Below are 26,953 nucleotides of genomic sequence, written 5' to 3' on the forward strand. Positions count from 1 at the left end.
CCACGCTCCGTGCCCGTGCAACGCTGCCCGCATGTTTCCCTCTTTGGCCGTACCCTTCGCCGCGCGGCCCGGCTACTGCCGCTGGCACTTGCCGGCGTGGCCCCGCTCCTGCACGCCCAGGCCATGCTGCCTGGCGACCTCGATCTCAGCCGCGAACGGCAGGAGCGCCTGCTGCAGGAGCAGCAGCGCCGCCTGCAGGAACTGCACCAGTTGCCTGGCGCCGTTCCCAAACCCGCCGAGCCTCCTGTCGAACCCGGCAAATGCTTCGAGATTCGCCGGATCGAACTCAAGGGCGCCACGCTGCCGGACGCGGAAGAACGCCGGCAGCTCGTTGCGCCTTTTGAAGGACGTTGCCTTGCCGCGGGCGATCTCAACGAACTGCTGCGGCGAATCACCGACTGGTATCTCGACCGCGGCTACGTGACGTCGCGCGCCTATCTGCCTGAGCAAGAGCTGGGCAGCGGCACGCTGGAGGTCATCGTCGTCGAAGGACAATTGGAGAGCATCGAGCCCGGCCCGGACAGCGGTCTGACCGCGCGCGAACTGGACATGGCCTTCCCCGGCCGCGAAGGAGAATTGCTCAACCTGCGGGAACTGGAACAACTGGTGGACCAGTTGAATCGGTTGCCCTCCAACCGTGCCACCATCGAACTCACGCCCGGCGAGGCTGTCGGCGCGAGCCGCGCGGTGATCGCCAACTCGCCGGAAAAGCCCTGGCGCCTGACGTTCACCCGCCACAACGACGGCCAGCGCAGCACCGGCGAGCAGCAATGGGTGGCCGGCCTGGAACTGGATTCGCCCCTCGGCCTCGCCGACCAGTTCATGGTGCGCGGCGGGGCCGACACGCACGGCGGCAAGAACCCGTCCTCCGACAACGGCTTTCTCCACTACGGCCTGCCCTGGGGCTGGTGGACCTTCTCCTACAGCTACAGCGAAAGCCGCTACCGCAGCCTGAACGAGGCCACGGGCTTCGCCTTCGAACTGTCCGGCAAGAGCCGCAGCCAGGAACTGCGCGCCGAACGGCTGCTGCACCGCGATGCCGTCGGCAAGACCGCGGCGAACCTCTCCATCGGCCAGGTGGACTCGCGCAACTACGTCGAAGGCAGCCTGGTGAAAGTCAACAGCCCGCGCCTGTCCGAAGCGGGGCTGGGCCTGAACCACGGCCGGCGCATCGGCTCGGCCTTCATCAACCTCGACCTCGGCTGGCAGCGGGGCATCGGCGCCTTCGGCGGGCTGACCGACCATCATCCGGCCTCCGGCGACCCGCGCGCGCAGTACGACAAGTACACCTTCACCGCGAGTTTCCTGCAGCCCTTCGCGCTGGCGGGCCAGTCCTTCACCTTCGACAGCCTCGTCTTCGCCCAGAAGAGCGAAGACGTACTCCACGGCCCGCGCCGCATCAGCATCGGCGGCCCGGGTTCGGTGCGCGGATTCAAGGACCAGTCCCTGTCGGGCGACAGCGGCGGCTACTGGCGCAACCAGTTGCGCTGGCGCACGCCGGTGGCCCCGGACGCGCTGGGCACAGCCGCCGCGGCCTGGCTGCCCGCGGTGCTGGCCGAGTTCGGCATCGCCCTGGCATGGGACGTGGGCGTCATCGCCCGCGACCGCCACAACGAACTCACCGGCCAGCACGGCCGCATCAGCGGGCGTGCCATCGAATTGACCGCGCGCGGCAAGCATCTGCGCGCCAGCCTGATGTACGCCCGCTCCCTCGCACGCCCGGACGCGCTGCCCGACAGCGAGCATCCGATGCACTTCCGCCTCGAATTCCTCCTTTGACCTCGCCGACTTTCCCGCCATGAAGAACTCCGCCGCCCCTCTGCTGGAAACGCCGATGAACCTGCACAGCCCGGTCTGCCGGACCATCGCCTGGGTGCTCACCGCCACGCTGATCCTCAACCCGATGGGTTCCGCGCTGGCGCAGGTCACCGTGGCAAGCGGTGCCACCACGCTCGGCCAGGCGGGCAACGGCGTACCGGTGGTCAACATCGCCGCCCCCAACACGCGCGGCCTGTCCCACAACCGTTTCACCGACTACAACGTCGGCAGCCAGGGCCTGATCCTCAACAATGCCACGGCTGCCCTGCAGAACACCCAACTGGGCGGACACATCGTCGGCAACCCCAATCTCGGCGGCCGGGCGGCCAACCTCATCCTCAACGAAGTCACCGGCGGGCGGCCGAGCCAACTCAACGGCTACACCGAAATCGCCGGTCAGGCCGCGCGGCTCGTCGTCGCCAACCCCTGGGGCATCTCCTGCAATGGCTGCGGCTTCCTCAACACCCCGCGCGTGACGCTCACCACCGGCACGCCGCGAATCGAAGACGGGTGGCTGGCCGGATTCCGCGTGGAAGGCGGCGAGATCGCCATCGACGGCGCGGGGCTCAACGCCGGCAACATCGACCAGTTCGACCTCGTCACCCGCAGCGCCCGGATCAATGCGGACCTGTACGCCCGGCGGCTGAACGTGATCGCCGGGCGCAACGACGTGAATGCGGACGACCTCAGTGCCACCGCGCTCGCGGCCGACGGCAATGCGCCGCTGCTGGCGATTGACAGCGCCGCGCTGGGCGGCATGTACGCCAACAGCATCATGCTGCTCGGCACCGAGACCGGCGTCGGCGTACGGCTGGCCGGCGACATGGCCGCTTCCGCAGGGGATATCCGCATCGACGTCAACGGCAGGCTGAGCGTCGCCAATGCCGCGGCCCAGGGGCGGATCGACGTCCATGCCGGCAGCGTGGAAACGCAGGGCCAGATGTATGCCGGATCGCGGCTCGAACTGACGGCACGCGGCGACCTGCTCAACCAGGCCGCCCTGGCCGCCCGCGACGCCATCGTCCTGAGCAGCGGGGAAACGCTCACCAACCTGGGCCACGTCGAGGCCGGCGTGAACGCCGATGGCACCCGCAATGCCGTCGGCGACGTCCAACTGGACGGCAAGGACATCCGCAACGGCGGCAGCGTGGCCGCCAGCCGCGAGTTGAAGGTAACGGCCACCGAAACCCTGGACAACGGGGATGGCCTGCTCACCGCGGTGGGGCAACTGCTCCTTGCAGCCGCACAGATCGACAACCGCAGCGGCGAAATCTCCGGCCTGGGCCCGCTGACCCTGTCCGCCGCCAGCCTGGACAACCGTGCCGGGCGGATCATCAGCCGCGACCAGCTCGGTCTCACGCTCGACAGCACCAACAACCAGGGCGGGCTGCTTTCCGGCTGGGAGGGCCTGACGCTCACCGGCGACAGCCTGGACAACCGCCAGCTCGGCACGCTTTCCAGCAGCAACGGCGACATCTCCGTGCTGCTTTCCGGCGATCTGCTCAACAGCGGTCAAGGCGCCGTGGCCGCCGCCGGCCGCCTCGACCTCGGCGCGGCAAACCTGGACAACAGCGGGGAAGGCATCCTTTCCAGCGGCAAGGGGCAAACCCTGACCATCGGCGCAACCCTGGACAACCGCGGCGGGCAGATCGACAGCGGCGCGGACCTGGCAATCGAGGCCGAGCGCCTGGACAACCGTGACGGCCGCCTGCTCGCCACCAAGGCGTTGGAAATCGTCGGTGGCGAACTGGACAATGCCGCCGGCCGGATCGGCACCGATGCCGCCGCGCGGCTCGAACTGAGCGGCAGCCTGGGCAATGCCGGCGGCCAACTCGCCAGCGGCGGCCCGTTGCAGATCGAGGCGGACACGATGGACAACCATGGCGGCGCCCTTGCCAGCCAAGGCACACTGGAAATCGACGCCGCCAGCCTGGACAACGCGGCCGGCACCGTGGCCGCCAACGGTGCCCTCGACGTCACCGTGGAGGGCGACGTCGACAACAGCGCCGACGGCCTCATCTACAGCCGCGACGCCACCCTGCACCTGGCCGCCGGCGAACTGGACAACCAGGGCGGCAGCCTGCAAAGCAAGGGCCTGCTGTCCCTGGACCTGGGCGGCGACCTGCTCAATGCGGGCGGCACCCTGCTGAGCCAAACCGGCGACGCGAAGGTCCGCGCCGGCAATTTCGACAACCGTCAGGGCACGTTTGCCAGCGTCAAAGGCACGGCGCACGCAATCCTGTCCGGCTGGCTGAAGAACGGTGTGGCCGGGCAGGGCGGAGGCGGCCTGATCCAGGGGCAGCAACTCGATCTCACCGCCGGCGGCAGCCTGTTCAACGACGGCGGGCGCATCCACGCCCTCGGCGCCGGCGGCATGGACCTTCGTCTTACCGGCGCCCTCGACAACCGCCAAGGCATCATCGAAAGCGGCGGCACCCTCGCCCTCAGCGCCGCCAGCCTGGACAACCAGGGCGGCCAGGTGCGTGCCCTGGGCGGCGGCGACGAAACCGAAACCGCGGTCGTGCTCGACGGGCTGCTGGACAACCAGGGCGGTATCCTGGAAACCGCCAACCACGACCTGACCCTGTCCATCGGCAGCCTGGCCAACCAGGGCGGCCGCCTGCTGCATGCCGGCAGCGGCGGGTTCGGCATCGCCTCGGCGCGGGTCACGGAGGCCGGCGGCCACATCCTCACCCAGGGCGATCTCACCCTCGATGCCGCGAGCTGGACCAACAGCGGCACCCTCCAGGCCAGGAATCTCACGCTCAAGGTCGGCACCTTCAGCCAGACCGCCGACGGCCAGGTACTGGCGACCAAATCCCTCACCGGCAGCGGCGGCAACTGGACCAACGACGGCCTGATCGCCAGCGACGGCACGCTCTCGCTGGTTCTTACCGGCGGCTACGGCGGCAAGGGCCGCCTGACCAGCGTGGGCGACCTCGGCCTCACCGCCGCCAGCCTGGATCTGGCCAGCGCGGGCCTCATCGCCGCCAAAGGCAAGGCCACCTTCGGCTTCAGCGGAAAGGCGGACAACCGCGGCCGCATCACCGCCACCAGCGACCTCGCCTTCAGCGCCGCGGAACTGGACAACCGCGGCACCCTGGGCAGCGCCAAGCACCTGACCCTGGACGCGCCCGACCTGCTCAACGAAGAAGGGCTGATTTTCAGCGGCGAGGACATGGCGCTGCGCGTAGACCGCTTCACCAACCGCCATGCCGATGTGTACACCCTGGGCGGACTGCTGATCACCGGGGCCGGCGAAAACGGCAGCGCCGAAAAGGTGGAGAACCGCTCCGGCAGCATCGAAAGCGTCGGCGACATGGACATCCGGGCGCAGACCCTGGAGAACACCGTCGACGTCTTCGAAATCAGCCGCAAGCTCCTATCCGGCTACGTCGCGATACGCTGCCACGACTGCGAGCACGACTACTACACGGTCGATTACTTCGTCCGGGAGAACTACCAGACCGAGATCAAGGCGGATGAGTCTTCGTTCATCACCGCAGGGGGCAATTTCAGCTTTACCGGCGCCACCTTCGCCAATCGGCTGAGCACGGTTTCCGCGGCCGGCGACATCGCCATCGAGACCGGGCACTTCAGCAACGAAGGGGCGATGTCCGGCACCATCGAACGGACCCGCATCTTCAGGCACGACAACATCAGGGACAAGTACGTATCCCCCTTTGCCCGAAACCAGGTGTATCAATACAACCAGCGCAACAACCCGGATTTTCCGAACGCCTACTACGTGGATGGGGGCGGAAACCTGCGGCTGGCGATCGCGAACCTGTTTGCATTTCCTGGACTGGGTGACGAAGACAATATTCGTTATGGGGTGGTGTATCGCGACGCCGTGACGGGCGGGAATGTGAGCATTCCCTTTTCCGTTTCCAGCATAGTGAATCCCCTGCCTGGTGGTGGACTTCCCCAATCCCAATACAATCCGAACAACCTGATGGAATTTCCGGCCGAGGGCAACTCCCTCAAGTTGATGAGCGACCTGGAAGTCTCCACCAGCGGCGGCGATGGCAGCCATGCGGTCATCCAGGCCGGCGGCAGCGTCTCCATCACGGCCGGCGAGAGTCTCGACAACGGCGTCATCTCCCACGATTACACCAGTGAGCAGGACAGCGAAAAGCACGATACCGTGCCCGTTGCGTCGGTCACGACCACCGTCGTCCAACTGAACCCGCAGCTTCCCCCCGACCTTTCCCAGCAGGCGGTCAACCCGCTGACCTTGCCCGGCTTCAGCCTGCCCAGCGGCGAGAACGGCCTGTTCCGGCTCAGCGGCGAAGGCGGCAGCGACGCGGGCCAGGCGGGCAATGGCATGCCGGCGGGCAACGCCTCGCAGCCGCACAAGTACGTGGTCGAAACCAACCCGGCGCTCACCGAGCTGGCCAACTTCCTCGGCTCGGACTACCTGCTGAATCTGCTGGGCGAGGACGGCGACACCACGTGGCGGCGCCTGGGCGACGGCCTGTACGAACAGCGCCTGATCCGTGAAGCGGTAGTGGCGCGCACCGGGCAGCGGTTTCTGGCGGGGCTCACCTCGGACGAAGCCCTGTACCGCTACCTGATGGACAACGCCATTGCCAGCAAGGAAGCGCTCGACCTCTCGGTGGGGGTGGGCCTGACGGCCGAACAGGTGGCGGCGCTCACGCACGACATCGTGTGGCTGGAAGCGATGGAAGTGAATGGGGAAGAGGTCCTGGTCCCGGTGCTCTACCTGGCGCAGGCCGAAGGGCGGCTGGCGCCGACCGGGGCCTTGATCCAGGGCCGGGACGTGGACCTGATCAGCGGCGGCACGCTCGCCAACCGGGGCACGCTGCGGGCCACGGAGGACCTGTCGGCCAGCGCCGGTCTCGTCGTCAATGGGGGGCTGATGGAAGCGGGCGGTCGGCTCTCCGTGCTGGCGGCCGACAGCGTGATCAACACCCGGGGCGGCCTCCTCACGGGGCGGGACGTGGACGTCACCGCGCTCAGCGGGGACCTGATCAACGAACGCACGGTCACGGCCTTCACGGCCCAGGCCAGCGGGCTGACCTTCACCCACAGCCTGGTCGACGCGGCCGCGCGCATCGAAGCGGCCGGGGACCTCGCCCTGTCGGCCGGGCGCGACCTCTACAACGTGGGCAGCGTGCTCGACGCCGGCGGCGCCATGGACCTGTCGGCCGGGCGGCACCTCGTCATCGCCGCGGCCGAAGACCGGCAAAGCAGCGTTGCCCGCACCCCGCGCACCCGGCGCACGAGCGAGCACGTCACCCAGTTGGGCGCCGAAGTGAGCGCCGGGGGCAGTCTGGCCATGGTGGCGGGCCAGGACCTGGCGGTCATCGCCAGCCAGGTGAAGGCGGGCGGCGACGCCCTGCTGCTGGCCGGAGGCGACGCGACGCTCGCGGCCGCCGCCGACGTCTCCCACACCGACTACCGCTACAAGGGCAGCAGCAAGAAGATCCACAGAGAAACGCTGAGCGTGCGCCAGCAGCAAACCGAAGTGCAAGCCGGCGGCAACCTCACCGTGGCGGCCGGACAGGACCTCACCGTGGTGGCCAGCGCCGCGCAGGCGGGCGAGGAAGCCTACCTCTACGCGGGCGGCGAGCTCGCCCTGCTCGCGGCCGCGAACCAGGACTACTACCTGTACGACAAGAAGAAAAAGGGCAGCTTCGGCAGCAAGAAGACGCGGCGCGACGAAGTGACCACCGTCACCCAGGTGGGCAGCCAAGTGAGCGCCGGCACGGACCTCACCCTCGAGAGCGGGGGCGATCAAACCTACCAGGTGGCGAAGCTCGCGAGCCTCGGCGACCTCACGCTGGAGTCCGGCGGGGAGATCGCCTTCGAAGGGGTGAAAGACCTCAAGCAGGAAAGCCACGAAAAGAGCAGCAGCAGTTGGGCGTGGACCTCGGCCAAGGGCAAGGGCAAGACGGACGAAACCCTGCGGCAGAGCGAACTGGTGGCCGGGGGCGAACTGGCGATCCGGGCCGCGGGGCGGATCAACATCGAGGTCAAGGAAGTCAATGCGCAGACCGTCACCCAGACCATCGACGCGCTGGTGCAAGCCGAACCGCAGCTCGCGTGGTTGAAGGAGATGGAAGCACGCGGGGACGTGGACTGGCAGCGCGTGAAGGAGGTGCACGACAGCTTCAAGTACAGCCATTCGGGGCTGGGCGCGGGGCTGGCGCTGGTGATCGCCATCGTGGTGACGGTGCTTACCTGGGGCGCGGCCAGCGCGGCGATCGGCAGCATGGCCAGCGCGACGGCCGGCTCGGGCACGGCAATGGCCGCGGGGCTGTCGGCTACCGCAACCGCGAGTGCGGTCTCGGCCGGGTGGGCCAACGTGGCGCTGACCGCGGCGGCCACCTCGGCCGCCTCGAACATGGCGATCAACACCATCAACAACGGCGGGGACCTGGGCAAAGCCCTCGAACAGAGCTTCTCGGAAGACGCGCTCAAGGGCTACGCGACCAGCGCCATCGTGGCCGGCATCACCGCGGGCTACATCGACGGTGCCTTGGGCGGCAAGACCGACCCGGTGACCGGCAAGGTCTCGGGCTTTAACCTGAGTGATTTCTCGGACGTGGGCCGCTTCGCCGTGCATCAGGCCGCGCGGGCGGGAGTGTCGGCGACGGTGGGTACGGCGATCAACGGCGGCAGCTTCAGCGACAACCTCGCGACGGCGCTCACTGCGGCGGCGGTGCATACGGTGTCGGCGGCGGCCTTCAACCAAGTGGGTAACCTTCCACTGGAAAACGGCAGCTTCGAGAAGATCGCGGTGAAAGCCCTGGTGGGCGGGCTCATTAGCCAGGCGGCCACGGGGGACTTCGCCACGGGAGCGCTGGCGGCCGGGGCCAACGAAGCGCTGGTCGAAGACCTGGCCGCGCTGGTCGACCATGATCCGCAATTGCTCTCCATGGCCTCGCAACTGGTCGGGGCAGTGTCGTCGGCGGTCTCGGGGGGCGATCCCCAACTGGCCGCGGACATCGCCAACTACGATACGCAGTACAACCGGCAATTGCACCCGAAAGAAATTGCATTCTTAGCCGACGGAGAGCGGGTACTGCGCTACATCGAATACATGGAGGAGCGTGGAGTATCTCTGACCGAAACGGAAGCTAGGCAGGCGTTGGATCGCTACGGCGCAGCAATGGCCGACGTCGGCTGGACGAGCGTCAATGGCCGTGATGCAGCCACTGAAGCCTTTATCCTGACTGAAGCGGCCAAAGTGCCTGATGCCTATGTGGACAATGATGGAAAATTCCACAAGCTGTTTTCAGTGACGGCGGAGGAGTATCGAAACGAACTGATAAACCTGAAACCGCTTTTCAGTGCATATGAAAACAATACTGAAGTCAGGAGTTATCTGGAAAATAACTTCGATCCTGAGCGCTTGACGAATTGGGCTACAGACTATCAGGCTGGGCAATTGGCTGGGTATGAAGATGCATCCAAGAATGCCAGCCTACTTGAAGATATGCGAACCTTGCTGTCTGCATTGGTGGAGGCTCCTGCATATATCAAGGAGGCGCTGCTCAGTGATGAGACTGGCCCATTTGATGATGCTCAAATGCAGAGTTATTATCAGACCTTGCTTAAGCTGCAAGGGCGTGGGGTAGAAGCAGGTTATATCTCCGAGTATGACTGGGCAACAACGCAGCGTTTGACCGTAATTGGGCTTCCGCTTTCGGAGGTGGGTGGAGTTCTTGCCGCTAAAGGATTAGGCAAGGTTCTGGGGTCAGTAGCGGACAGCAAAGCGGCACGCGCAGGAAATTTGCCGGACAATACTCCCGCGTGGGTGAATAGTACTGTAGATCGGCAGTCGACAGGAATTGAATGGGGGAAAGGTATTCAGAATCAAGGGATGCCATGGGAGGACTATCTTGCCTCGCAACTCCCGTCGGGAACACGATTGCCTCAGGGATTCAAAACTTTTGATTTCTATGATGCGTCGACTGGAACGGCGATTAGTGCTAAGACTCTCGATACGACTACTGCGGCCAAGATTGCAAATCCAAACCAAATCTATAGTTCATTGAAGGGGAACGTTGATGCGGTTGCTAACTTTGATTCATATGCGTTAAACAATGTTCCTTTGAATAAAAATATGATTGGTGTTCGTGAATTGTATGTTGCTGTGCCCTCTGGAACGACCTCTGCTCAGTGGGTTCAGATTAATCGCGCGATAGAGTATGGTAAGTCTCAAGGGGTTAATGTTGTCATTAGTTCTATAAAGTGATAATCATGGTTGAGCCGGATAAGAAGTCGTGGGTTTGTGTAAAGGCGAATAAGGATTTTTTCTTTATCGAGACGTATTCTGGATACTGGAATTGTTTGCCGGATGATCTGGGGAGGCAGTTCATTCTAAAACCCGGTGTCACTGATGAGGAATTAGGTTTTGCCGTTCTGGATGGACTCGCTGCTAGTCGACAAATTAATCCTAAGAACGATCCTGGGTTTTTTGATATCGGAGGTAGAGTTGTTCCACAATACCATTCTTGGGTTGATAAGATAATTGCGGAATTTGGCTACAAAAATAGGCGTGATATGTTTAAAGGTATGAGAAATTGTTTAGTTGAAATGGTTTGTGATTCAATTATTATGCAACCAATGCATCACGAGAAATTGGAAGCTTGGAGTGGGAAAGGGATTGCTGAGACAGATTATGTTGTTATTCCCTCTCAGAGTCATCCTGTTGATGTTGGGCAGGCTTTGAGGTTGGCTGTTAGTCGTTGTACATGATATGCTGGAACGGTATTTGAAGATTAATATTTCCTTGACGCCTGCGCCGATCCTGTGTCTCTTCGAGCCTTCCGCACGTCCCGTTTCCCATTGCCTTCGATGAGTCTCCGCACTCTGGCCAGCCGCGTCCTTGCCTGGGTGATTAGTGCCACGCTGGTCGCAAACCCCTTGAACCCGGCGCTGGCCAGGATTGCAGTTCCTCCCGAAACCAAAGGGGTCAGGAAACCAAAGGGGTCAGAGTGATTTCCTTCCAGATGATTTTGAATGACTCTGCCCCTTGCGGATCAGCGTAGTTTCTGTGGACCAGCACTCCCGGATCAACCGCATCCTCGCTTGGGTAATCAGCATCACGCTGATCGCCAACCCTTTGCATCCTGCGTTCGCCCGGATGGCGACTTTTGCCGATCTTTCCCAGCAGGCGGTCAACCCGCTGACCTTGCCCGGTTTCAGCCTTCCCAGCGGCCAGAATGGGCTGTTCCTGCTCACCGAAGGCCCGTCGCCCGGCCCCCTCATCAAAGCCAACCCGGTGCTCACCGAGCTGGCCAACTTCCTCGGCTCGGACTACCTGCTGAATCTGCTGGGCGAGGACGGCGACACCACGTGGCGGCGCCTGGGCGACGGCCTGTACGAACAGCGCCTGATCCGTGAAGCGGTAGTGGCGCGCACCGGGCAGCGGTTTCTGGCGGGGCTCACCTCGGACGAAGCCCTGTACCGCTACCTGATGGACAACGCCATTGCCAGCAAGGAAGCGCTCGACCTCTCGGTGGGGGTGGGGCTGACGGCCGAGCAGGTGGCCGCCCTCACGCACGACATCGTGTGGCTGGAAGCGATGGAAGTGAATGGGGAGGAAGTGCTGGTACCGGTGCTCTACCTGGCGCAGGCCGAAGGGCGGCTGGCGCCGACCGGGGCCTTGATTCAGGGCCGGGACGTGGACCTGATCAGCGGCGGCACGCTCGCCAACCGGGGCACGCTGCGGGCCACGGAGGACCTGTCGGCCACCGCCGGTCTTGTCGTCAATGGGGGGCTGATGGAAGCGGGCGGTCGGCTCTCCGTGCTGGCGGCCGACAGCGTGATCAACACCCGCGGCGGCCTCCTCACGGGGCGGGACGTGGACGTCACCGCGCTCAGCGGGGACCTCATCAACGAACGCACGGTCACGGCCTTCACGGCCCAGGCCAGCGGGCTGACCTTCACCCACAGCCTGGTCGACGCGGCCGCGCGCATCGAAGCGGCCGGGGACCTCGCCCTGTCGGCCGGGCGCGACCTCTACAACGTGGGCAGCGTGCTCGACGCCGGCGGCGCCATGGACCTGTCGGCCGGGCGGCACCTCGTCATCGCCGCGGCCGAAGACCGGCAAAGCAGCGTTGCCCGCACCCCGCGCACCCGGCGCACGAGCGAGCACGTCACCCAGTTGGGCGCCGAAGTGAGCGCCGGGGGCAGTCTGGCCATGGTGGCGGGCGGTGACCTGGCGGTCATCGCCAGCCAGGTGAAGGCGGGCGAAGACGCCCTGCTGCTGGCCGGAGGCGACGTGACGCTCGCGGCCGCCGCCGACGTCTCCCACACCGACTACCGCTACAAGGGCAGCAGCAAGAAGATCCACAGAGAAACGCTGAGCGTGCGCCAGCAGCAAACCGAAGTGCAAGCCGGCGGCAACCTCACCGTGGCGGCCGGACAGGACCTCACCGTGGTGGCCAGCGCCGCGCAGGCGGGCGAGGAAGCCTACCTCTACGCGGGCGGCGAGCTCGCCCTGCTCGCGGCCGCGAACCAGGACTACACCCTGTACGACAAGAAGAAAAAGGGCAGCTTCGGCAGCAAGAAGACGCGGCGCGACGAAGTGACCACCGTCACCCAGGTGGGCAGCCAAGTGAGCGCCGGCACGGACCTCACCCTCGAGAGCGGGGGCGATCAAACCTACCAGGTGGCGAAGCTCGCGAGCCTCGGCGACCTCACGCTGGACAGCGGCGGGGAGATCGCCTTCGAGGGCGTGAAGGACCTCAAGCAGGAAAGCCACGAAAAGAGCAGCAGCAGTTGGGCGTGGACCTCGGCCAAGGGCAAGGGCAAGACGGACGAGACGCTGCGCCAGAGCGAACTGGTGGCCGGTGGCGAACTGGCGATCCGGGCCGCGGGGCGGATCAGCATCGACGTCAAGGAAGTCAATGCGCAGACCGTCACCCAGACCATCGACGCGCTGGTGCAAGCCGAACCGCAACTCGCGTGGTTGAAGGAGATGGAAGCGCGCGGGGACGTGGACTGGCAGCGCGTGAAGGAGGTGCACGACAGCTTCAAGTACAGCCATTCGGGCATGGGGCCGGGGCTGATGCTGGTGGTGGCGATCGTGGCGGCGGTGGTGGTCGGGCCCTACGTGAGCGCGTGGCTCGGCTCGGGCGCGACAGCCGGCAGCGCGATGGCCGCGGCGGTGCCGGCCACCGCCGCCACGGCCACGACGGCCGCTGTGGCGGCAGTCCCGGCCGGCTGGGCCAACGTGGCGCTGACGGCGGCGGCGACCTCGGCCGCCTCGAACGTGGCCATCAACACCATCAACAACGGCGGGGACATTGGCAAGGCTCTGGAACAGAGTTTCTCGGACGATGCCCTGAAGAGCTATGCAAGCGCCGCAGCGATCGCCGGCCTGGGGGCGTACACGGATATGTGGGGCCGCACGACAACGGAAAACGGCAACACGATACTGACCGATCTGCCCGAACGTGCCAAGGCTTATGCACTCAATACCGCTGCTAAGGGGATTCTGACTGGTGCGGACAGCCCTGAGGATTGGGCGACCGTGGCCGGTATTGGACTGGCGGGAGAGGCGTACCAGTATTGGGTGGGTAGTGAAGCTGATATTCGGCCCGGGGTGGATCGGCCCGATGGGCCTGAATTTACCCAAATACCGGAAGAAGGTTTTTACCGGGTGCCGAAAGTTGTTGTTGATGGGGTAGAAATGGCGGGGAAAAATATCGGGCTAAATAGGGTGTGTACATCTTTATTGGCTATTTGTCATGGAACGCCTATTAGTAATGCTCTGAACGCAGTTCCTGGATTCAATTCATTTGCTACACTGCACGACACTTGGATGAATTGGTTGGATGTAAATAAAATGACGAACATGATAACGAATATTGGAACAATGCCCCCTGCCATAATGCTGAACTATGGCAGTTTTGCTAGCCAATACTATTGGCTAAAGCCAGTGGTCGATCAATCACGAGGAAATGATAGATGAAAAGTACGAAGGTAATATCGATTTCATCGATGTTGATATGCTTGTTCCTTGTTGGGGGGTGCTCATATCATGGGTATTGGAAAGAAGATATAGATGGGATGATTGGAACAAAATTCGATACAAAGAAAAACAGGAGTGAAAAAGGAACAAGATACAGAGCTTTTATTCCAGAGGGGGAGGCGATTTACTATCATATGGAGCAAGAGCCTCCGAATACTCGTTACTATATTCGTTGGACACAGTACTGTCTGTACTCATTGCTCGTCAGTCCAGATGGCACCATAATCTCATGGCGCTTCGAGGGGGAGGAGGAGCCGCGACAGGCTTGTACTAAGAGTTAAAGGTTTTTTGTCACGACTTATCGTGGTTATTGGGAGTTGTTGGCTGACAGAATTTGCCTTTGATAATTGATATAAGAGCGGTCGATGTGGGTTATCCATATTTGTGTAAGCTGTTTTTTTGAGTCAGATGGTCACGGTCTGTTCGATTACATCGATGCGTCTTTTTGGTAGATTGCTAACCATTAGTGGAAGGATATGTGAATGAAGTACATGCATTTTACAATGCTGACGGTGCTGCTAACCGCCTGCGCAAGTTCAGACAAGATAGTGTTGAACGAGGAGCAGGTGAGGCTTCATGCTGCGGAGACACAGGAAGTCATAGCGTTTTTCAAGGATAGACGGATTCTGATTACTGATACCGGCGGGCGTGAGGATGAAATCGGCTTTGTCGAGATTCAGTCGGTGCAGGGCGGTGGCTATCACGTCAAGTACGGTGGTGGATTTCACGCGCAGTTGACGAACTTGGTGACGGAATGTGTCGGGCGTAGCGGTGACTATCCCCATCTTGCATGTAAAATGTATAATGGGTACAACAGATGGAACCGTATCGATATCAGACGGATGAGGGAGGATACGATTGTTCGGTCGAGCGCTTTGATCCCGTCGCAGAGGCCGATTCCGGTGAAGGCGGGCGATCTCTCGATACATATCCAACATTCGCCGATATCCCGGAGATACGCGGGTCAGTTTGCTTCCGAGAAATGAGACGGACAGGACTCGAAGCCGGCATCCACGAGTGTAGGGGGGGATTTTCGTTTTTTTGGCGCAGAGGATGTAGAACTCTGCTCAGGATGCTTGGCTATGGGAGCCTTGCCTTCGTGCTTGCGGCGTGCGCGGCCAATCCCAAGACGGTTTTCAGGGAGCAGGTCAGTTACAGCAGCACGCCTCTGGCGACAACTCCTATGGAGGCCGTCCGTAATGCGAGCGTTGAGCCCTTGCCAGTTAATCCGGGCTGGATGCCACCCCAATGGCAGATTACGGTGAATGAACCGCGAATGTTGGTGGATGGAATTCCCTCCAACTACCGGGTGTTCTCCATCCCATTGCAGCAAAGTGAACCCTTTAACTTTCAGGTTACGTCTCTCTGCGTGAATGGCTGTTTTGGCTTTCTTAAATACGCACTCAAGCCCTATGCGATGGTAGTCGCCAAGGACGGCGCTGTACTCTCGTCTCGTCCGTCCGCGATTCAGGCCGTGGTCGGATACATTCGCATCACCATGTCGGGCGTCGCACCCGAGGCTGGGGTTTATTACTTGATCGTACTTGCCGACAACAAGTATCTCGGCCAGACGATCGTCTTCGACAATCTGCTGATGCCGGGATCGAACACTCCGGTTGTGCCCGTGCTCGTGCACATGCAGGCTTATCCAGTGGGAAGGATCAATGCTTTTGCCGTGAAGCCGGTGAAACAATAGCCCAGAGAGTCAAAGACTCAAAGGAGTCGGAGTAATTTTGCTCCTGGACGTATGGGTGTCTTGAGTGAAAACCCGAAATTCTGAAGTTCTTTAACAATCGGCAAACGATAATGGGCATTGCCTCTGGCATCCGAACCCTACCTGCGGGGTCTCTTGGGAGAAGACGGCGACACCGCCTGGGCGACGGCCTATATGAGCAGCGCCTGATCCGCGAAGCGGTGGTGGCGCGCTGATCCAGGGCCGGGACGTGGACCTGATCAGCGGCGGCACGCTCGCCAACCGGGGCACGCTGCGGGCCACGGAGGACCTGTCGGCCACCGCCGGTCTCGTCGTCAATGGGGGGCTGATGGAAGCGGTCGGTCGGCTCTCCGTGCTGGCGGCCGACAGCGTGATCAACACCCGCGGCGGCCTCCTCACGGGGCGGGACGTGGACGTCACCGCGCTCAGCGGGGATCTGATCAACGAACGCACGGTCACGGCCTTCACGGCCCAGGCCAGCGGGCTGACCTTCACCCACAGCCTGGTCGACGCGGCCGCGCGCATCGAAGCGGCCGGGGACCTCGCCCTGTCGGCCGGGCGCGACCTCTACAACGTGGGCAGCGTGCTCGGCGCCGGCGGCGCCATGGACCTGTCGGCCGGGCGGCACCTCGTCATCGCCGCGGCCGAAGACCGGCAAAGCAGCGTTGCCCGCACCCCGCGCACCCGGCGCACGAGCGAGCACGTCACCCAGTTGGGCGCCGAAGTGAGCGCCGGGGGCAGTCTGGCCATGGTGGCGGGCGGTGACCTGGCGGTCATCGCCAGCCAGGTGAAGGCGGGCGGCGACGCCCTGCTGCTGGCCGGAGGCGACGCGACGCTCGCGGCCGCCGCCGACGTCTCCCACACCGACTACCGCTACAAGGGCAGCAGCAAGAAGATCCACAGAGAAACGCTGAGCGTGCGCCAGCAGCAAACCGAAGTGCAAGCCGGCGGCAACCTCACCGTGGCGGCCGGACAGGACCTCACCGTGGTGGCCAGCGCCGCGCAGGCGGGCGAGGAAGCCTACCTCTACGCGGGCGGCGAGCTCGCCCTGCTCGCGGCCGCGAACCAGGACTACACCCTGTACGACAAGAAGAAAAAGGGCAGCTTCGGCAGCAAGAAGACGCGGCGCGACGAAGTGACCACCGTCACCCAGGTGGGCAGCCAAGTGAGCGCCGGCACGGACCTCACCCTCGAGAGCGGGGGCGATCAAACCTACCAGGTGGCGAAGCTCGCGAGCCTCGGCGACCTCACGCTGGAGTCCGGCGGTGAGATCGCCTTCGAGGGCGTGAAAGACCTCAAGCAGGAAAGCCACGAAAAGAGCAGCAGCAGTTGGGCGTGGACCTCGGCCAAGGGCAAGGGCAAGACGGACGAGACCCTGCGCCAGAGCGAACTGGTGGCCGGTGGCGAACTGGCGATCCGGGCCGCGGGGCGGATCAGCATCGACGTCAAGGAAGTCAATGCGCAGACCGTCACCCAGACCATCGACGCGCTGGTGCAAGCCGAACCGCAGCTCGCGTGGTTGAAGGAGATGGAAGCGCGCGGGGACGTGGACTGGCAGCGCGTGAAGGAGGTGCACGACAGCTTCAAGTACAGCCATTCGGGGCTGGGCGCGGGGCTGGCGCTGGTGATCGCCATCGTGGTGACGGTGCTTACCTGGGGCGCGGCCAGCGGCGCGGTTGCCACCCTCACCAATGCAGCCGTGGGCACCGCAAGCAACGCGGCCCTGACCGCGGCGGCGACCTCGGCCATGTCGAACATGGCCATCAACACCATCAACAGCGGCGGCGACCTGGGTGAGGCGCTCGAACTGAGTCTCTCGGAAGACGCGCTCAAGGGCTACGCGACCAGCGCCATCGTGGCCGGCATTACTGCGGGCTACATCGACAAGGCCTTCGGCGCCAAGACCAACGCGGCCACCGGCACGGCCTCGGGGTTCGACCTCAACACCGTGGCAGGCGTAGGCCGGTTTGCCGCCTACCAGGGCACGCGGGCGGTGGTCTCGGCCGGGGTCGGCACGGCGATCAACGGCGGCAGCTTCAGCGACAACCTGGCCCAGGCGCTGACTTCGGCGGCGGTGCATACCGTGTCGGCTGCGGCCTTCAACCAGGTGGGCAACCTCGGACTGGAAAACGGCAGCATCGAGAAGATCGCGGCGAAAGCCTTGGTGGGTGGGTTGATCAGCCAGGCGGCCACGGGGGACTTCGCCACGGGAGCGCTGGCAGCCGGGGCCAACGAAACGCTGGTCCATCATCTGGCGGAGCTGGTGGACCATGATCCGGAATTGCTGTCCATGGCTTCGCAACTGGTCGGGGCGGTGTCGTCGGCGGTCTCGGAGGGCGATCCGCAATTGGCTGCGGATATTGCCAACTACGATACGCAGTACAACCACGAATTGCACAAGGACGCAGGTACTGTTGCCGAGCAGGCGCTGGATCACTGCAAGAGCAGGCCGGAGCAGTGCGACCTGCGTTTTGTCGGACTGACGACCGAGGATGTGCTGGCTGCGATGGAGGCCGAGGCACAACACGGGATCGGCTTCGAGGAGGTCAAGCCCGAAGCTCTTGCCTTCGTCAATGACTACATGTTCACGCTGTCTCCGGGGCTCAGGGACGTCTTGTACATACCGACCGCGTCGGAACAGCAGCGGCTGGATTTCATCGAGAGGGCTGAGCTTGTGGGTGCCGGGGCCAGTGTCGTTGGAGGACTGGCCGGTGCGGTGAAGAATAGCGGTACGATTTCGGGGTGGATTGCGAGTCTTTTGAATAAGGGGAATGTTGCACAGGGCGTGGCAGAGGGGCTTAGCTTTACACGATCGCAACTTCAACATGCCTTCAAGCACGCGAAGGACTTTGGCATCAGCGGCAATGCGAACAACAAGACATTGTCAGAGTTTGGTTCGGCGCTGCAATCACATGTTGATGCTGCCGGTACTCGTGCGATCAAAGGGACGTATCGTGGCAATCCGGTAACCCACCATGTCGATCCAAGCACCGGTTTGAATGTCATTCGAGATTCTTCGGGTAACTTTTTGTCTGGCTGGAGGTTGAGTCCACAGCAACTAGAGCACGTGTTGACTACCGGAAAGCTGGGAGGCGGTTGATGAGCAATGCTGCTGTCGAATACGGGTTACTACTCAAGAAATTCCTTGACGGTGCAATATCGGTCGATGAGTTCAGGGTAACCTACTTTGATAGATTCAAAAATGAAGGAAGGTTGAATGAGCCACTGTTTAATCTTCTTGACGAGCTTTTTGGTGATGTAGACTCATTCACCACAGACCAAGAATTGCTCGACGAGAACCCTGAGTTCTACCTTGATGAAAAAGGGCTTCGCGAGAAAGTTCAGAACGTAGCAAATCGACTGTCAGTGCTTATATATTTCGAAAATTCTAAATGAATATAAAGATAAATATTTCAAAGGCGCTCGAATGATGATCGGAACACCATCATCAAGTGCTACGAGGAGATCTCGGTCGGGAACAACAAAGCGTGACCCCATCAGTCGTCGAGAAAACCAAAAGGGTCAGAGTGATTTCCTTTCAGATGACTTTGAATGACTCTGCCCCTTGCGGATCAGTGTAGTTTCTGTGGACCAGCGCTCCCGGATCAACCGCCCACCGTTGCAGGTGCCATGCCGGCACGGTCTGGCGTCGCGTCGGCCACGATCTCCGGCGTCGCATTGAGCCCGCAGCCTCCACCCGATCTCGCCCACGGAGCAGGTCAACCAGCTGGCTGAGTTTTTAGCGTTATCTACATTTTTATCCACCACCATCCACTGAAAGGTATCTTCATGAGCAAATTTACCATCCTCGCCCTCGTAGCCATGCTGATGACTGGCTGCGCATCCGTCGACATGGCTTCGAAGGAGGCATCGGACAAGGCCAAACGCTTTGACCCGCCGAGTGCAGGGCAGGCCGGCGTTTATCTTTACCGGAACAGTTTTGCTGGCAAATCGCTGAAGAAAGACCTGTGGATCGATGGCGAGTGCGTTGGAGAGAGTGCGCCCGATGTCTTTTTCTATACCGAGGTAAAGGGCGGAGAGAAACACAAGATCGAGACGGAGTCTGAATTCTCTCCGAATGCGCTGGAATTAATGTTTGTTGCAGGGAAAAATTATTTCATCCGGCAGTTCATCAAGATGGGCGCTTTCGTTGGTGGTGCTGATCTGGAAGAAGTTTCGGAAGAGCAAGGCAAGGCGGATGTTGCGAAGCTGAACATGGCGCAGTCTGGGAAATGCGGTAGTTAATAACGGGCAGGTTGAGTAACAAAGGGGGTGGGGTGATTTTTCTCAAAAGAACTCGAATGACCCACCCCTTTGGGGTTTATGTGGTTTCCGGTGAAGCTGCGCACCCGAATCAATCGGGCTCTTGCCTGGGTAATCAGTGCCACGCTGATTTTCAATCCTCTGCATCCGGCGTTGGCCCGGAAATCAATGTCTTCTATGGTTCGGCGGTCGGAAAAAAGGTCATCCGGAAGCTCCCGGATGTGATGGCGCAAGGATCGAGGCTCGGTGCCACCCGCGTGCAGAACAACATCCACGAACTCCAGGCGATGATCAAGGCGGAGGCCGAGCGTCTTCAGCAGATGCAGCAGAAATGATTTGTGGGCAATAACCCGGCTTGCAAGAAAAGGTCTGGCCTCTTTTCACTATTGCGCTCTCATGCCTCTCAGATGGCACCGATCGGCAGTACGCTTACTCGCGTATTCAATGGCACCTCCGTTGCCACCGGCGCGACTACGGCGCCATGGCCTACGGGCATGCCCAGCGTGTTCAGGGCGGCGAAGACGCGTGTGGCGTCGCGGCCCGGTGCGCTGGATTTCTTGATTTCCACCGGGAACAGGGTGCCGTCCTGCTCGATCAGCAGATCGATTTCCCGCTGGTCCTTGTCGCGGTAGTAGTACAGCGGCGCGCGTTTGCCGTTGTGCCACCAGCTTTTCAGGATTTCCGTCACCACCCAGGTTTCGAACAGGGCGCCGGACATGGCGCCGGCTTCCAGCGTTTCAGGGCTGCTCCACTGGGTGAGATAGGCCGCCAGCCCGGTATCCAGGAAATAGAGCTTGGGCGTCTTGATGAGGCGTTTGGTGGTGTCGCTGTGCCAGGGGTGCAGCAGATAGACGAGCCCGGAGGCCTCCAGCACGCTCAGCCAGGCTTTGCAGGTGTTGGGGGCTACATCCACGTCGCGGGCCATTTCGGCCATGTTGAGCATCTGTCCGCTACGGGCTGCGGCGACGCGCAAGAAACGGGTGAAGGTCTGTAGATCGGCCACTTGGGTGAGATTGCGGATGTCCCGCTCCAGGTAGGTCTGCACGTAAGAGCCGTAGAACAGATCCCGGTCCAGTGCGGCATCGAGGGCCACGGCCGGAAAGCTGCCGCGCCAGATGTGCCGGTACAGGGTGAGCAGATCGGGGCTGGGCGGGGTGTCGTCGAAGTGCCGTGGACCCGGCAGGAATGGGCGCTGCTGCACCGCTCTGCCGTGCAGTTCGGCCCACGAAAGGCCCAGCAGCCTGATGACGGCCACGCGGCCGGCCAGCGATTCGGTTACGCCCTGCATCAGCACGAAGGGCTGGGAGCCCGTCAGCCAGTAGTCTCCTGGCCGTCCTGCCGTATCGACCGCCATCTTGATGTGGGGCAGCAGGCCGGGAGCGTACTGCACTTCGTCGATCAGCAAGGGGGGCGCGAAGCGTTGCAGGAAGAGCCCGGGATCATGTTGGGCCAGTTCCCGCAGCAGGGGGTCGTCCAGCGTCACGTAGCCCCGATCCGGTCGAGCCAGGGTCTTGAGGAGGGTCGTCTTGCCCACCTGGCGGGGGCCGGTGAGCAGCAGGACCGGAAAGTGGGCGGATGCCTGGGTGATGAAGGGGGCCAGGGTGCGAGGTTTCTGCATGGCGACGTCTAAAATGCAATGGCTTTGCATTTTAGACGTAAATGGCTTGCGCAGGCCGAGATAAAAAGAGCCGCGACATGCGCGGCCCCCGGGCGTGCGCCGTGCCCTGGGGCGGCGGCGGGCATGGCCCTCAGCGCGTGATCGGCCTGTACCGGATCCGCTTCGGCTTGGCGCCTTCCTCGCCCAGGCGCTTCTTCTTGTCTTCCTCGTATTCCTGGTAGTTGCCGGCGAAAAAGGTCCATTGGGAATCGCCTTCCGCCGCCAGGATGTGGGTGCAGATGCGGTCCAGGAACCAGCGGTCGTGGCTGATGACGAGCGCGCAGCCGGCGAATTCCAGCAGGGCGTCTTCGAGGGCGCGCAGGGTTTCCACGTCCAGGTCGTTGGAGGGTTCGTCCAGCAGCAGGACGTTGCCGCCGGCGATGAGGGTCTTGGCCAGGTGCAGCCGCCCGCGCTCGCCGCCGGAGAGGTTGCCGACGATCTTCTGCTGGTCGCCGCCCTTGAAGTTGAAGCGGCCGATGTAGGCGCGGCTGGGCATTTCGAAGCGGCCGACGGTGAGTACGTCGGCGCCGTCGGCGATGGCTTCGAATACGGTCTTGTCGTTGGCCAGCCCGGCGCGGCTCTGGTCCACGGCGGCGATCTTGACCGTGGGGCCGACGACGACTTCGCCGCTGTCCGGCTGGTCCAGGCCTTGGATCAGCTTGAACAGGGTGGATTTGCCGGCGCCGTTGGGGCCGATGACGCCGACGATGGCACCGGGCGGGATCTGGAAGCTGAGCTTGTCGATGAGCAGGCGGTCGCCGAAGCCCTTGGATACGTTGTTGAACTCGATGACCTTGTCGCCCAGGCGTTCGCCGGGCGGGATGAAGATTTCCTGCGTCTCGTTGCGGCGCTGGTATTCGACGCTGGCCATTTCCTCGTAGCGGGCCAGGCGGGCCTTGGACTTGGCCTGGCGCGCCTTGGGGTTGGAGCGCGCCCATTCCAGTTCCTGCTTCATGGCCTTCATGTGGGCGGCTTCCTGCTTGGCCTCCTGGGCCAGGCGTTCGCTCTTCTGGTCCAGCCAACTGGAATAGTTGCCCTTCCAGGGGATGCCCTGGCCGCGGTCCAGTTCCAGGATCCATTCGGCGGCATTATCGAGGAAGTAGCGGTCGTGGGTGACGGCCACGACGGTGCCGGGGAAGCGGGTGAGGAATTGTTCCAGCCAGTCCACCGATTCGGCGTCCAGGTGGTTGGTGGGTTCGTCCAGCAGCAGCATGTCGGGCTTGGAGAGCAGCAGCTTGCACAGGGCGACGCGGCGCTTTTCGCCGCCGGAAAGATTGCCGATGACGGCGTCCCAGGGCGGCAGGCGCAGGGCGTCGGCGGCGATCTCCATCTGGTTTTCCACGTCGTTGCCGGCGGCGGCGAGGATGTTTTCGTACCTGGCCTGCTCTTCGGCGAGCTTGTCGAAGTCGGCGTCAGGCTCGGCGTAGGCGGCGTAGATTTCTTCGAGCTTGTTGCGTGCCTCGATGATTTCGCCGAGGCCGGATTCGACTTCTTCCTTCACCGTCCTGGCCGGGTCGAGTTCCGGCTCCTGGGGCAGGTAGCCGATACGCACGCCGGGCTGCCACTGTACTTCGCCGTCGTATTCCTTGTCCGCGCCGGCCATGATGCGCAGCACGGTGGATTTGCCGGAGCCGTTGAGGCCGAGCAGGCCTATCTTGGCGCCGGGGAAGAAGGAGAGGGAGATGTCCTTGATGATCTGACGCTTGGGCGGAACGGTCTTGTTCACGCGCAGCATCGACATGACGTACTGGGCCATGGTGCGCAATCCGGGGTTTCGAAGGAAAGGCGGGAGGATACCACCGCCCGCGGCGGCGTTCAGCCGTGGGCGACGGCGCCGATCTGGCCGGCGAAGTCTTCCGCCGTCATGGGGCGGCCGAAGAGGTAGCCCTGGAACAGGTCGCAGCGGTGGCGGGCGAGGAAGTCGCGCTGGCATTCGGTTTCCACGCCTTCGGCGACCACTTCCTGGCCCAGACTGTGGGCCAGCGCGATGACCGCGGCGGCGATGGTGCCGTCGGCGCCGTCGCTGCGGATGTCGTTGACGAAGCTGCGGTCGATCTTGAGCACGTGGACGTCGAAGCGCTTGAGGTAGGCCAGCGAGGAATAGCCGGTGCCGAAGTCGTCGATGGCGAGGCGCACGCCGAGGGCGCGCAGCTTGCCGAGCACCTCGGTGGTGTGCTCGACGTCGCGCATCAGCATGGTTTCGGTGAGTTCCAGTTCGAGCAGGGCGGGGGGCAAGCCGGTTTCTTCCAGTACTTTCTGCACCAGGCCGACGATGTCCTGGTGGGCGAACTGCTGGGCCGAAAGGTTGACCGCCACGCACACCGGTTCCAGGCCGCCGTCCAGCCATTCGCGCAACTGGCGGCAGGCGGTGCGCAGCACCCATTCGCCGATGGGCACGATGAGGCCGGCTTCTTCGGCGGCGGGCACGAAGCGTCCCGGGCTGAGCAGGCCCAGTTCCGGGTGCTGCCAGCGCAGCAGGGCTTCGGCGCCGGTGACGCGGCCGGAGGCGGCGCTGACCTTGGGCTGGTAGTAGAGCAGCAGTTCGCGGCGGTCCAGCGCCCCGCGCAACTGGTTCTCCAGCAGCAGTTCGCCGAGGGAGGCGGTGTTCAGGTCGGTGGAATAGAACTGGAAGCCGTTGCGCCCGTCGCTCTTGGCGCCGTACATGGCGGCGTCGGCATTGCGCAGCAGCACCGATGCGTTGCGCCCGTCGTCCGGGTACACGGCGATGCCGATGCTGGCGGTGACGGTGAGTTCGTGCGGGCCGAGGCGGTAGGGTTTGCCCAGTTCGGACACCAGTTTGCGCGCCACCGTGGCGGCATCCTGGGGGTGGTCCAGTACGGGCAGCACGATGACGAATTCGTCGCCGCCCTGGCGTGCCACGGTGTCGGTTTCGCGCACTTCGCCCAGACAGCGGTTGGCCACCTGGATGAGCAGGCCGTCGCCCACTTCGTGGCCCAGGGTGTCGTTGATGAGCTTGAAGCGGTCGAGGTCGATGAACAGCACCGCCGCATGGCGGCGGTTGCGCCGCGACTGCAGGATGGCCTGCTCCAGGCGGTCCTGCAGCAGGATGCGGTTGGGCAGGTTGGTGAGGGGGTCGTGGTGGGCGAGGTGGTGGATGCGCGCTTCGGCCGCCTTGCGCTCGGTGATGTCGGAGAAGATGCCGATGTAGTGTGCGGGCGAGCCGTCTGCGCTGAATACTGCGGTGATGGACAGCCACTCCGGGTACACCTCGCCGTTGCTGCGGCGGTTCCAGATTTCACCCTGCCACTGGCCTTCGCGTGCCAGCGTGGCCCACATCTCGCGGTAGTAGGTCTTGTCCTGGCGGCCGGAGCCGAGCACCGCGGGCGTGCGTCCGGCGATGTCGTCCAGGGCGTAACCGGTGATCTGCGTGAAGGCGGGATTGACGGCCACGATGCGCGCCTCGCCGTCGGTGATGGTCATGCCTTCGGCGGCATTGGTGAATACCGTGGCGTAGAGGTTGAGGTCGTTCTGCGCGCGGTGCAGGGCGTCGATGCGCTCTTCCAGGTCGCGGTTGGCCTGCGCGAGCGCATGGGAGGTGCGCCCGACGCGCAGCATCGCCAGCGCGAGATAGCCCGCCAGCGCGAGCGCCAGCACGTAGAGCACGGTGCGGTAGTTGTGGGCGTGGCGCGAGGCGCGTTCGTAACCGAGCGCGTAGCTGAGGTTGAGCGTTTCGCCCAGCGAGGCGGTGGGGATGGCGAGAATTTCGCGCGTGAGCGTGTCCACCGCGGGCTTGCGCTCCAGCACCACGCGGCCGTGCAGCAGCACGTTGCGCAGGCGGTCGCGTTCGGGCCCCTGCAGGCTGTCGATGTGGTTTTCCAGATCGCCCAGGCGCAGGGCGAGCTGGCGGCCGAGATCCATGTCGCCGTTGTGGGCGTGGGTCACCACGCCGCGCACGAAGATGCCGACCGGGCGGGTGTAGGCAATCGATGCGTTGGGGTCGCCCACCACGGCGTCGGTGGCCAGGGGCAGGAAGGCCAGCGAGTTGCGCAGCACCGCGTTCTCGCGCTTGAACAGATCGATGCGGCGGGTCTTGTGGGCCAGCGCGGCGCGGAACCCGGCGATCTCGTCGTGCACGCGCAGGTGGTCTTCCATGGGCAGGAAGGCGGGGATGTGGTCGAGCCGGTCGATGATGCCTTCGAGCGCGGCGACCGCGGCGACGATGGTGTCGAAGTCGGTCTGCAGTCCGATGCGGCTGGCGAGGATGGCGGCGTTGAGTTCGGCGTCTGCCTGGCGCAGCAGGCGCAGTTCGCGGCTGTATTCCTGGTGGGCGCGCGTGTCGATGGCGTCGGCCTGCAGGAAGAGCCAGCTCAGCAGGCTGGCGGCCGCGGCGATGGCGGCGAGCGTCCACACGAAGCGGGAGCGTGCCACACCGAGGATGGCGCGCTCGGGCGAGGGGCGTGACGCAGCGCTCATTTCAGCGGCTCGCCGCGCCATGTGCCGGTGAGGGTGTGCAGGAAGGCGACGATGAGCTGGCGGTCTTCGTCGGTGAGCGTGCGGCCGAGCTGGTAGCGCGCCATGATGTCCACGGCCTCTTCCAGCGTGGCGGCGCCGGCATCGTGGAAGTAGGGGGCGGTGAGCGCCACGTTGCGCAGGCTGGGCACCTTGAACACGTGGCGGTCGGTTTCCTCGCCGGTGACGTTGTAGCGTCCCAGGTCGGCCTCGGTCGGCTCGCCGCGGTCGGCGAAGTAGTCGCCCACCACGCCGAAACGCTGGAACAGGTTGCCGCCCACGTTCACGCCCTGGTGGCAGCTCGCGCAGCCCAGGTTCTTGAAGCGTGCGTAGCCTTCCCGTTCATCGGCGCTGAGTACGTCGGCTTCGCCGCGCAGGTGGCGGTCGAAACGGGAATCGGGAGTGATCAGCGTGCGTTCGAAGTGCGCGATGGCGTCGGCCACGGTTTCCGCCGCGATGCGCTGCCCCGGGTAGTGGCGCGCGAAGGCGGCGCGGTAGTCCTCGTGGGCGGACAGGCGGGCGACGACTTCGTCCCAGTTCGAGGCCATCTCCACCGGGTTGTGGATGGGGCCGGCGACCTGCTCCGTCAGCGTGGCCGCGCGACCGTCCCAGAACTGCACGAAATTGAAGCGGGTGTTGAAGATGGTGGGGGTATTGATCACGCCTTCCGCGTCGCCGACGCCGCGCGAGCGCGGCAGCCCGTCCATGCCCCCGCGGTCGAGCGGGTGGCAGCTCGCACAGGAAATGCTCCGGTCGTGGGACAGCAGGGGGTCGTGGAAGAGCCGTTCGCCCAGCGCTGCACGCCCGCTGTCCACCGCTTCGGCCATGCGCGGTAGCGGGGAAATGGGTTCCAGGCGGCGCACCGCGTCGGACATGGGCGGCGTGGTGGCCGGCGGAATCGACGCGGGCGGGGATTCGCGCCAGGTCAGAAAGACGAGCGCCGCGGCAAAGGCCGACAGGAGTGCGGCAATGGCGAGATGGGGGCTGCGAGGGATCACCGGCGAATCATATCCTTGAC

14 protein-coding genes are annotated in these 26,953 nt (G+C 63.5%); 10 read left to right on the top strand and 4 right to left on the bottom strand.

What is annotated here, in order from left to right; translation table 11 throughout:
* Positions 1-96: 96 nt before the first annotated feature.
* The 10 genes from E6O51_RS04915 (at position 97) to E6O51_RS04960 (ending at position 20,143) form a co-directional block, all read left to right on the top strand.
* Complete coding sequence (locus E6O51_RS04915; protein WP_211091324.1) at positions 97-1,779, top strand: ShlB/FhaC/HecB family hemolysin secretion/activation protein; 1,683 nt, start codon at positions 97-99, stop codon at positions 1,777-1,779.
* Positions 1,780-1,798: 19 nt separating this feature from the next.
* On the top strand, positions 1,799-10,045 hold the full coding sequence (locus tag E6O51_RS22040; protein ID WP_136383854.1) for a two-partner secretion domain-containing protein: 8,247 nt from the start codon (positions 1,799-1,801) through the stop codon (positions 10,043-10,045).
* A 5-nt stretch (positions 10,046-10,050) separates the two neighbouring features.
* Positions 10,051-10,548, top strand: coding sequence for a contact-dependent growth inhibition system immunity protein (locus tag E6O51_RS04925; RefSeq protein WP_136383855.1), 498 nt, complete (start codon positions 10,051-10,053; stop codon positions 10,546-10,548).
* 298 nt (positions 10,549-10,846) lie between these two features.
* The gene (locus tag E6O51_RS04930; protein WP_330997909.1) at positions 10,847-13,771 is read left to right on the top strand and encodes a hemagglutinin repeat-containing protein; all 2,925 of its coding nucleotides are present in this window, start codon (positions 10,847-10,849) and stop codon (positions 13,769-13,771) included.
* A gap of 542 nt (positions 13,772-14,313) precedes the next feature.
* The gene (locus E6O51_RS04935; RefSeq protein WP_136383856.1) at positions 14,314-14,817 is read left to right on the top strand and encodes a hypothetical protein; all 504 of its coding nucleotides are present in this window, start codon (positions 14,314-14,316) and stop codon (positions 14,815-14,817) included.
* 86 nt (positions 14,818-14,903) lie between these two features.
* Positions 14,904-15,527: a hypothetical protein gene (locus tag E6O51_RS04940; RefSeq protein WP_136383857.1), complete on the top strand. Its 624-nt coding sequence runs from the start codon at positions 14,904-14,906 to the stop codon at positions 15,525-15,527.
* Between the two features lie 247 nt (positions 15,528-15,774).
* On the top strand, positions 15,775-18,645 hold the full coding sequence (locus E6O51_RS04945) for a DUF637 domain-containing protein (protein ID WP_136383858.1): 2,871 nt from the start codon (positions 15,775-15,777) through the stop codon (positions 18,643-18,645).
* A complete protein-coding gene (locus E6O51_RS04950) occupies positions 18,645-18,941 on the top strand; it encodes a colicin immunity domain-containing protein (RefSeq protein ID WP_136383859.1) in 297 nt (98 codons plus the stop codon). Before E6O51_RS04945 ends, E6O51_RS04950 begins: the two co-directional genes overlap by 1 nt.
* 393 nt (positions 18,942-19,334) lie before the next feature.
* A complete protein-coding gene (locus tag E6O51_RS04955; RefSeq protein WP_136383860.1) occupies positions 19,335-19,790 on the top strand; it encodes a DUF2846 domain-containing protein in 456 nt (151 codons plus the stop codon).
* Between the two features lie 56 nt (positions 19,791-19,846).
* Complete coding sequence (locus tag E6O51_RS04960; RefSeq protein ID WP_136383861.1) at positions 19,847-20,143, top strand: DUF2059 domain-containing protein; 297 nt, start codon at positions 19,847-19,849, stop codon at positions 20,141-20,143.
* Between the two features lie 68 nt (positions 20,144-20,211).
* Here the strand turns inward: E6O51_RS04960 and E6O51_RS04965 are convergent, their stop codons facing one another.
* The 4 genes from E6O51_RS04965 to E6O51_RS04980 all read right to left on the bottom strand — a co-directional run bounded on the left by E6O51_RS04965 (position 20,212) and on the right by E6O51_RS04980 (position 26,933).
* Positions 20,212-21,426, bottom strand: coding sequence for an ATP-binding protein (locus tag E6O51_RS04965; protein WP_136383862.1), 1,215 nt, complete (start codon positions 21,424-21,426; stop codon positions 20,212-20,214).
* A gap of 130 nt (positions 21,427-21,556) precedes the next feature.
* Positions 21,557-23,221: an energy-dependent translational throttle protein EttA gene (gene ettA / locus E6O51_RS04970; protein WP_136383863.1), complete on the bottom strand. Its 1,665-nt coding sequence runs from the start codon at positions 23,219-23,221 to the stop codon at positions 21,557-21,559.
* A gap of 59 nt (positions 23,222-23,280) precedes the next feature.
* Positions 23,281-25,899 carry an EAL domain-containing protein gene (locus E6O51_RS04975; protein ID WP_136383864.1) on the bottom strand — a complete coding sequence of 873 codons (2,619 nt, stop codon included), beginning with the start codon at positions 25,897-25,899 and terminating at the stop codon, positions 23,281-23,283.
* Positions 25,896-26,933 carry a cytochrome-c peroxidase gene (locus E6O51_RS04980; RefSeq protein ID WP_136383865.1) on the bottom strand — a complete coding sequence of 346 codons (1,038 nt, stop codon included), beginning with the start codon at positions 26,931-26,933 and terminating at the stop codon, positions 25,896-25,898. Before E6O51_RS04980 ends, E6O51_RS04975 begins: the two co-directional genes overlap by 4 nt.
* Between the last annotated feature and the right edge of the window lie 20 nt (positions 26,934-26,953).

It is taken from the genome of Pseudothauera rhizosphaerae, from assembly GCF_004801305.1.
In the GTDB taxonomy this organism is placed as follows: Bacteria; Pseudomonadota; Gammaproteobacteria; order Burkholderiales; family Rhodocyclaceae; genus Pseudothauera; species Pseudothauera rhizosphaerae.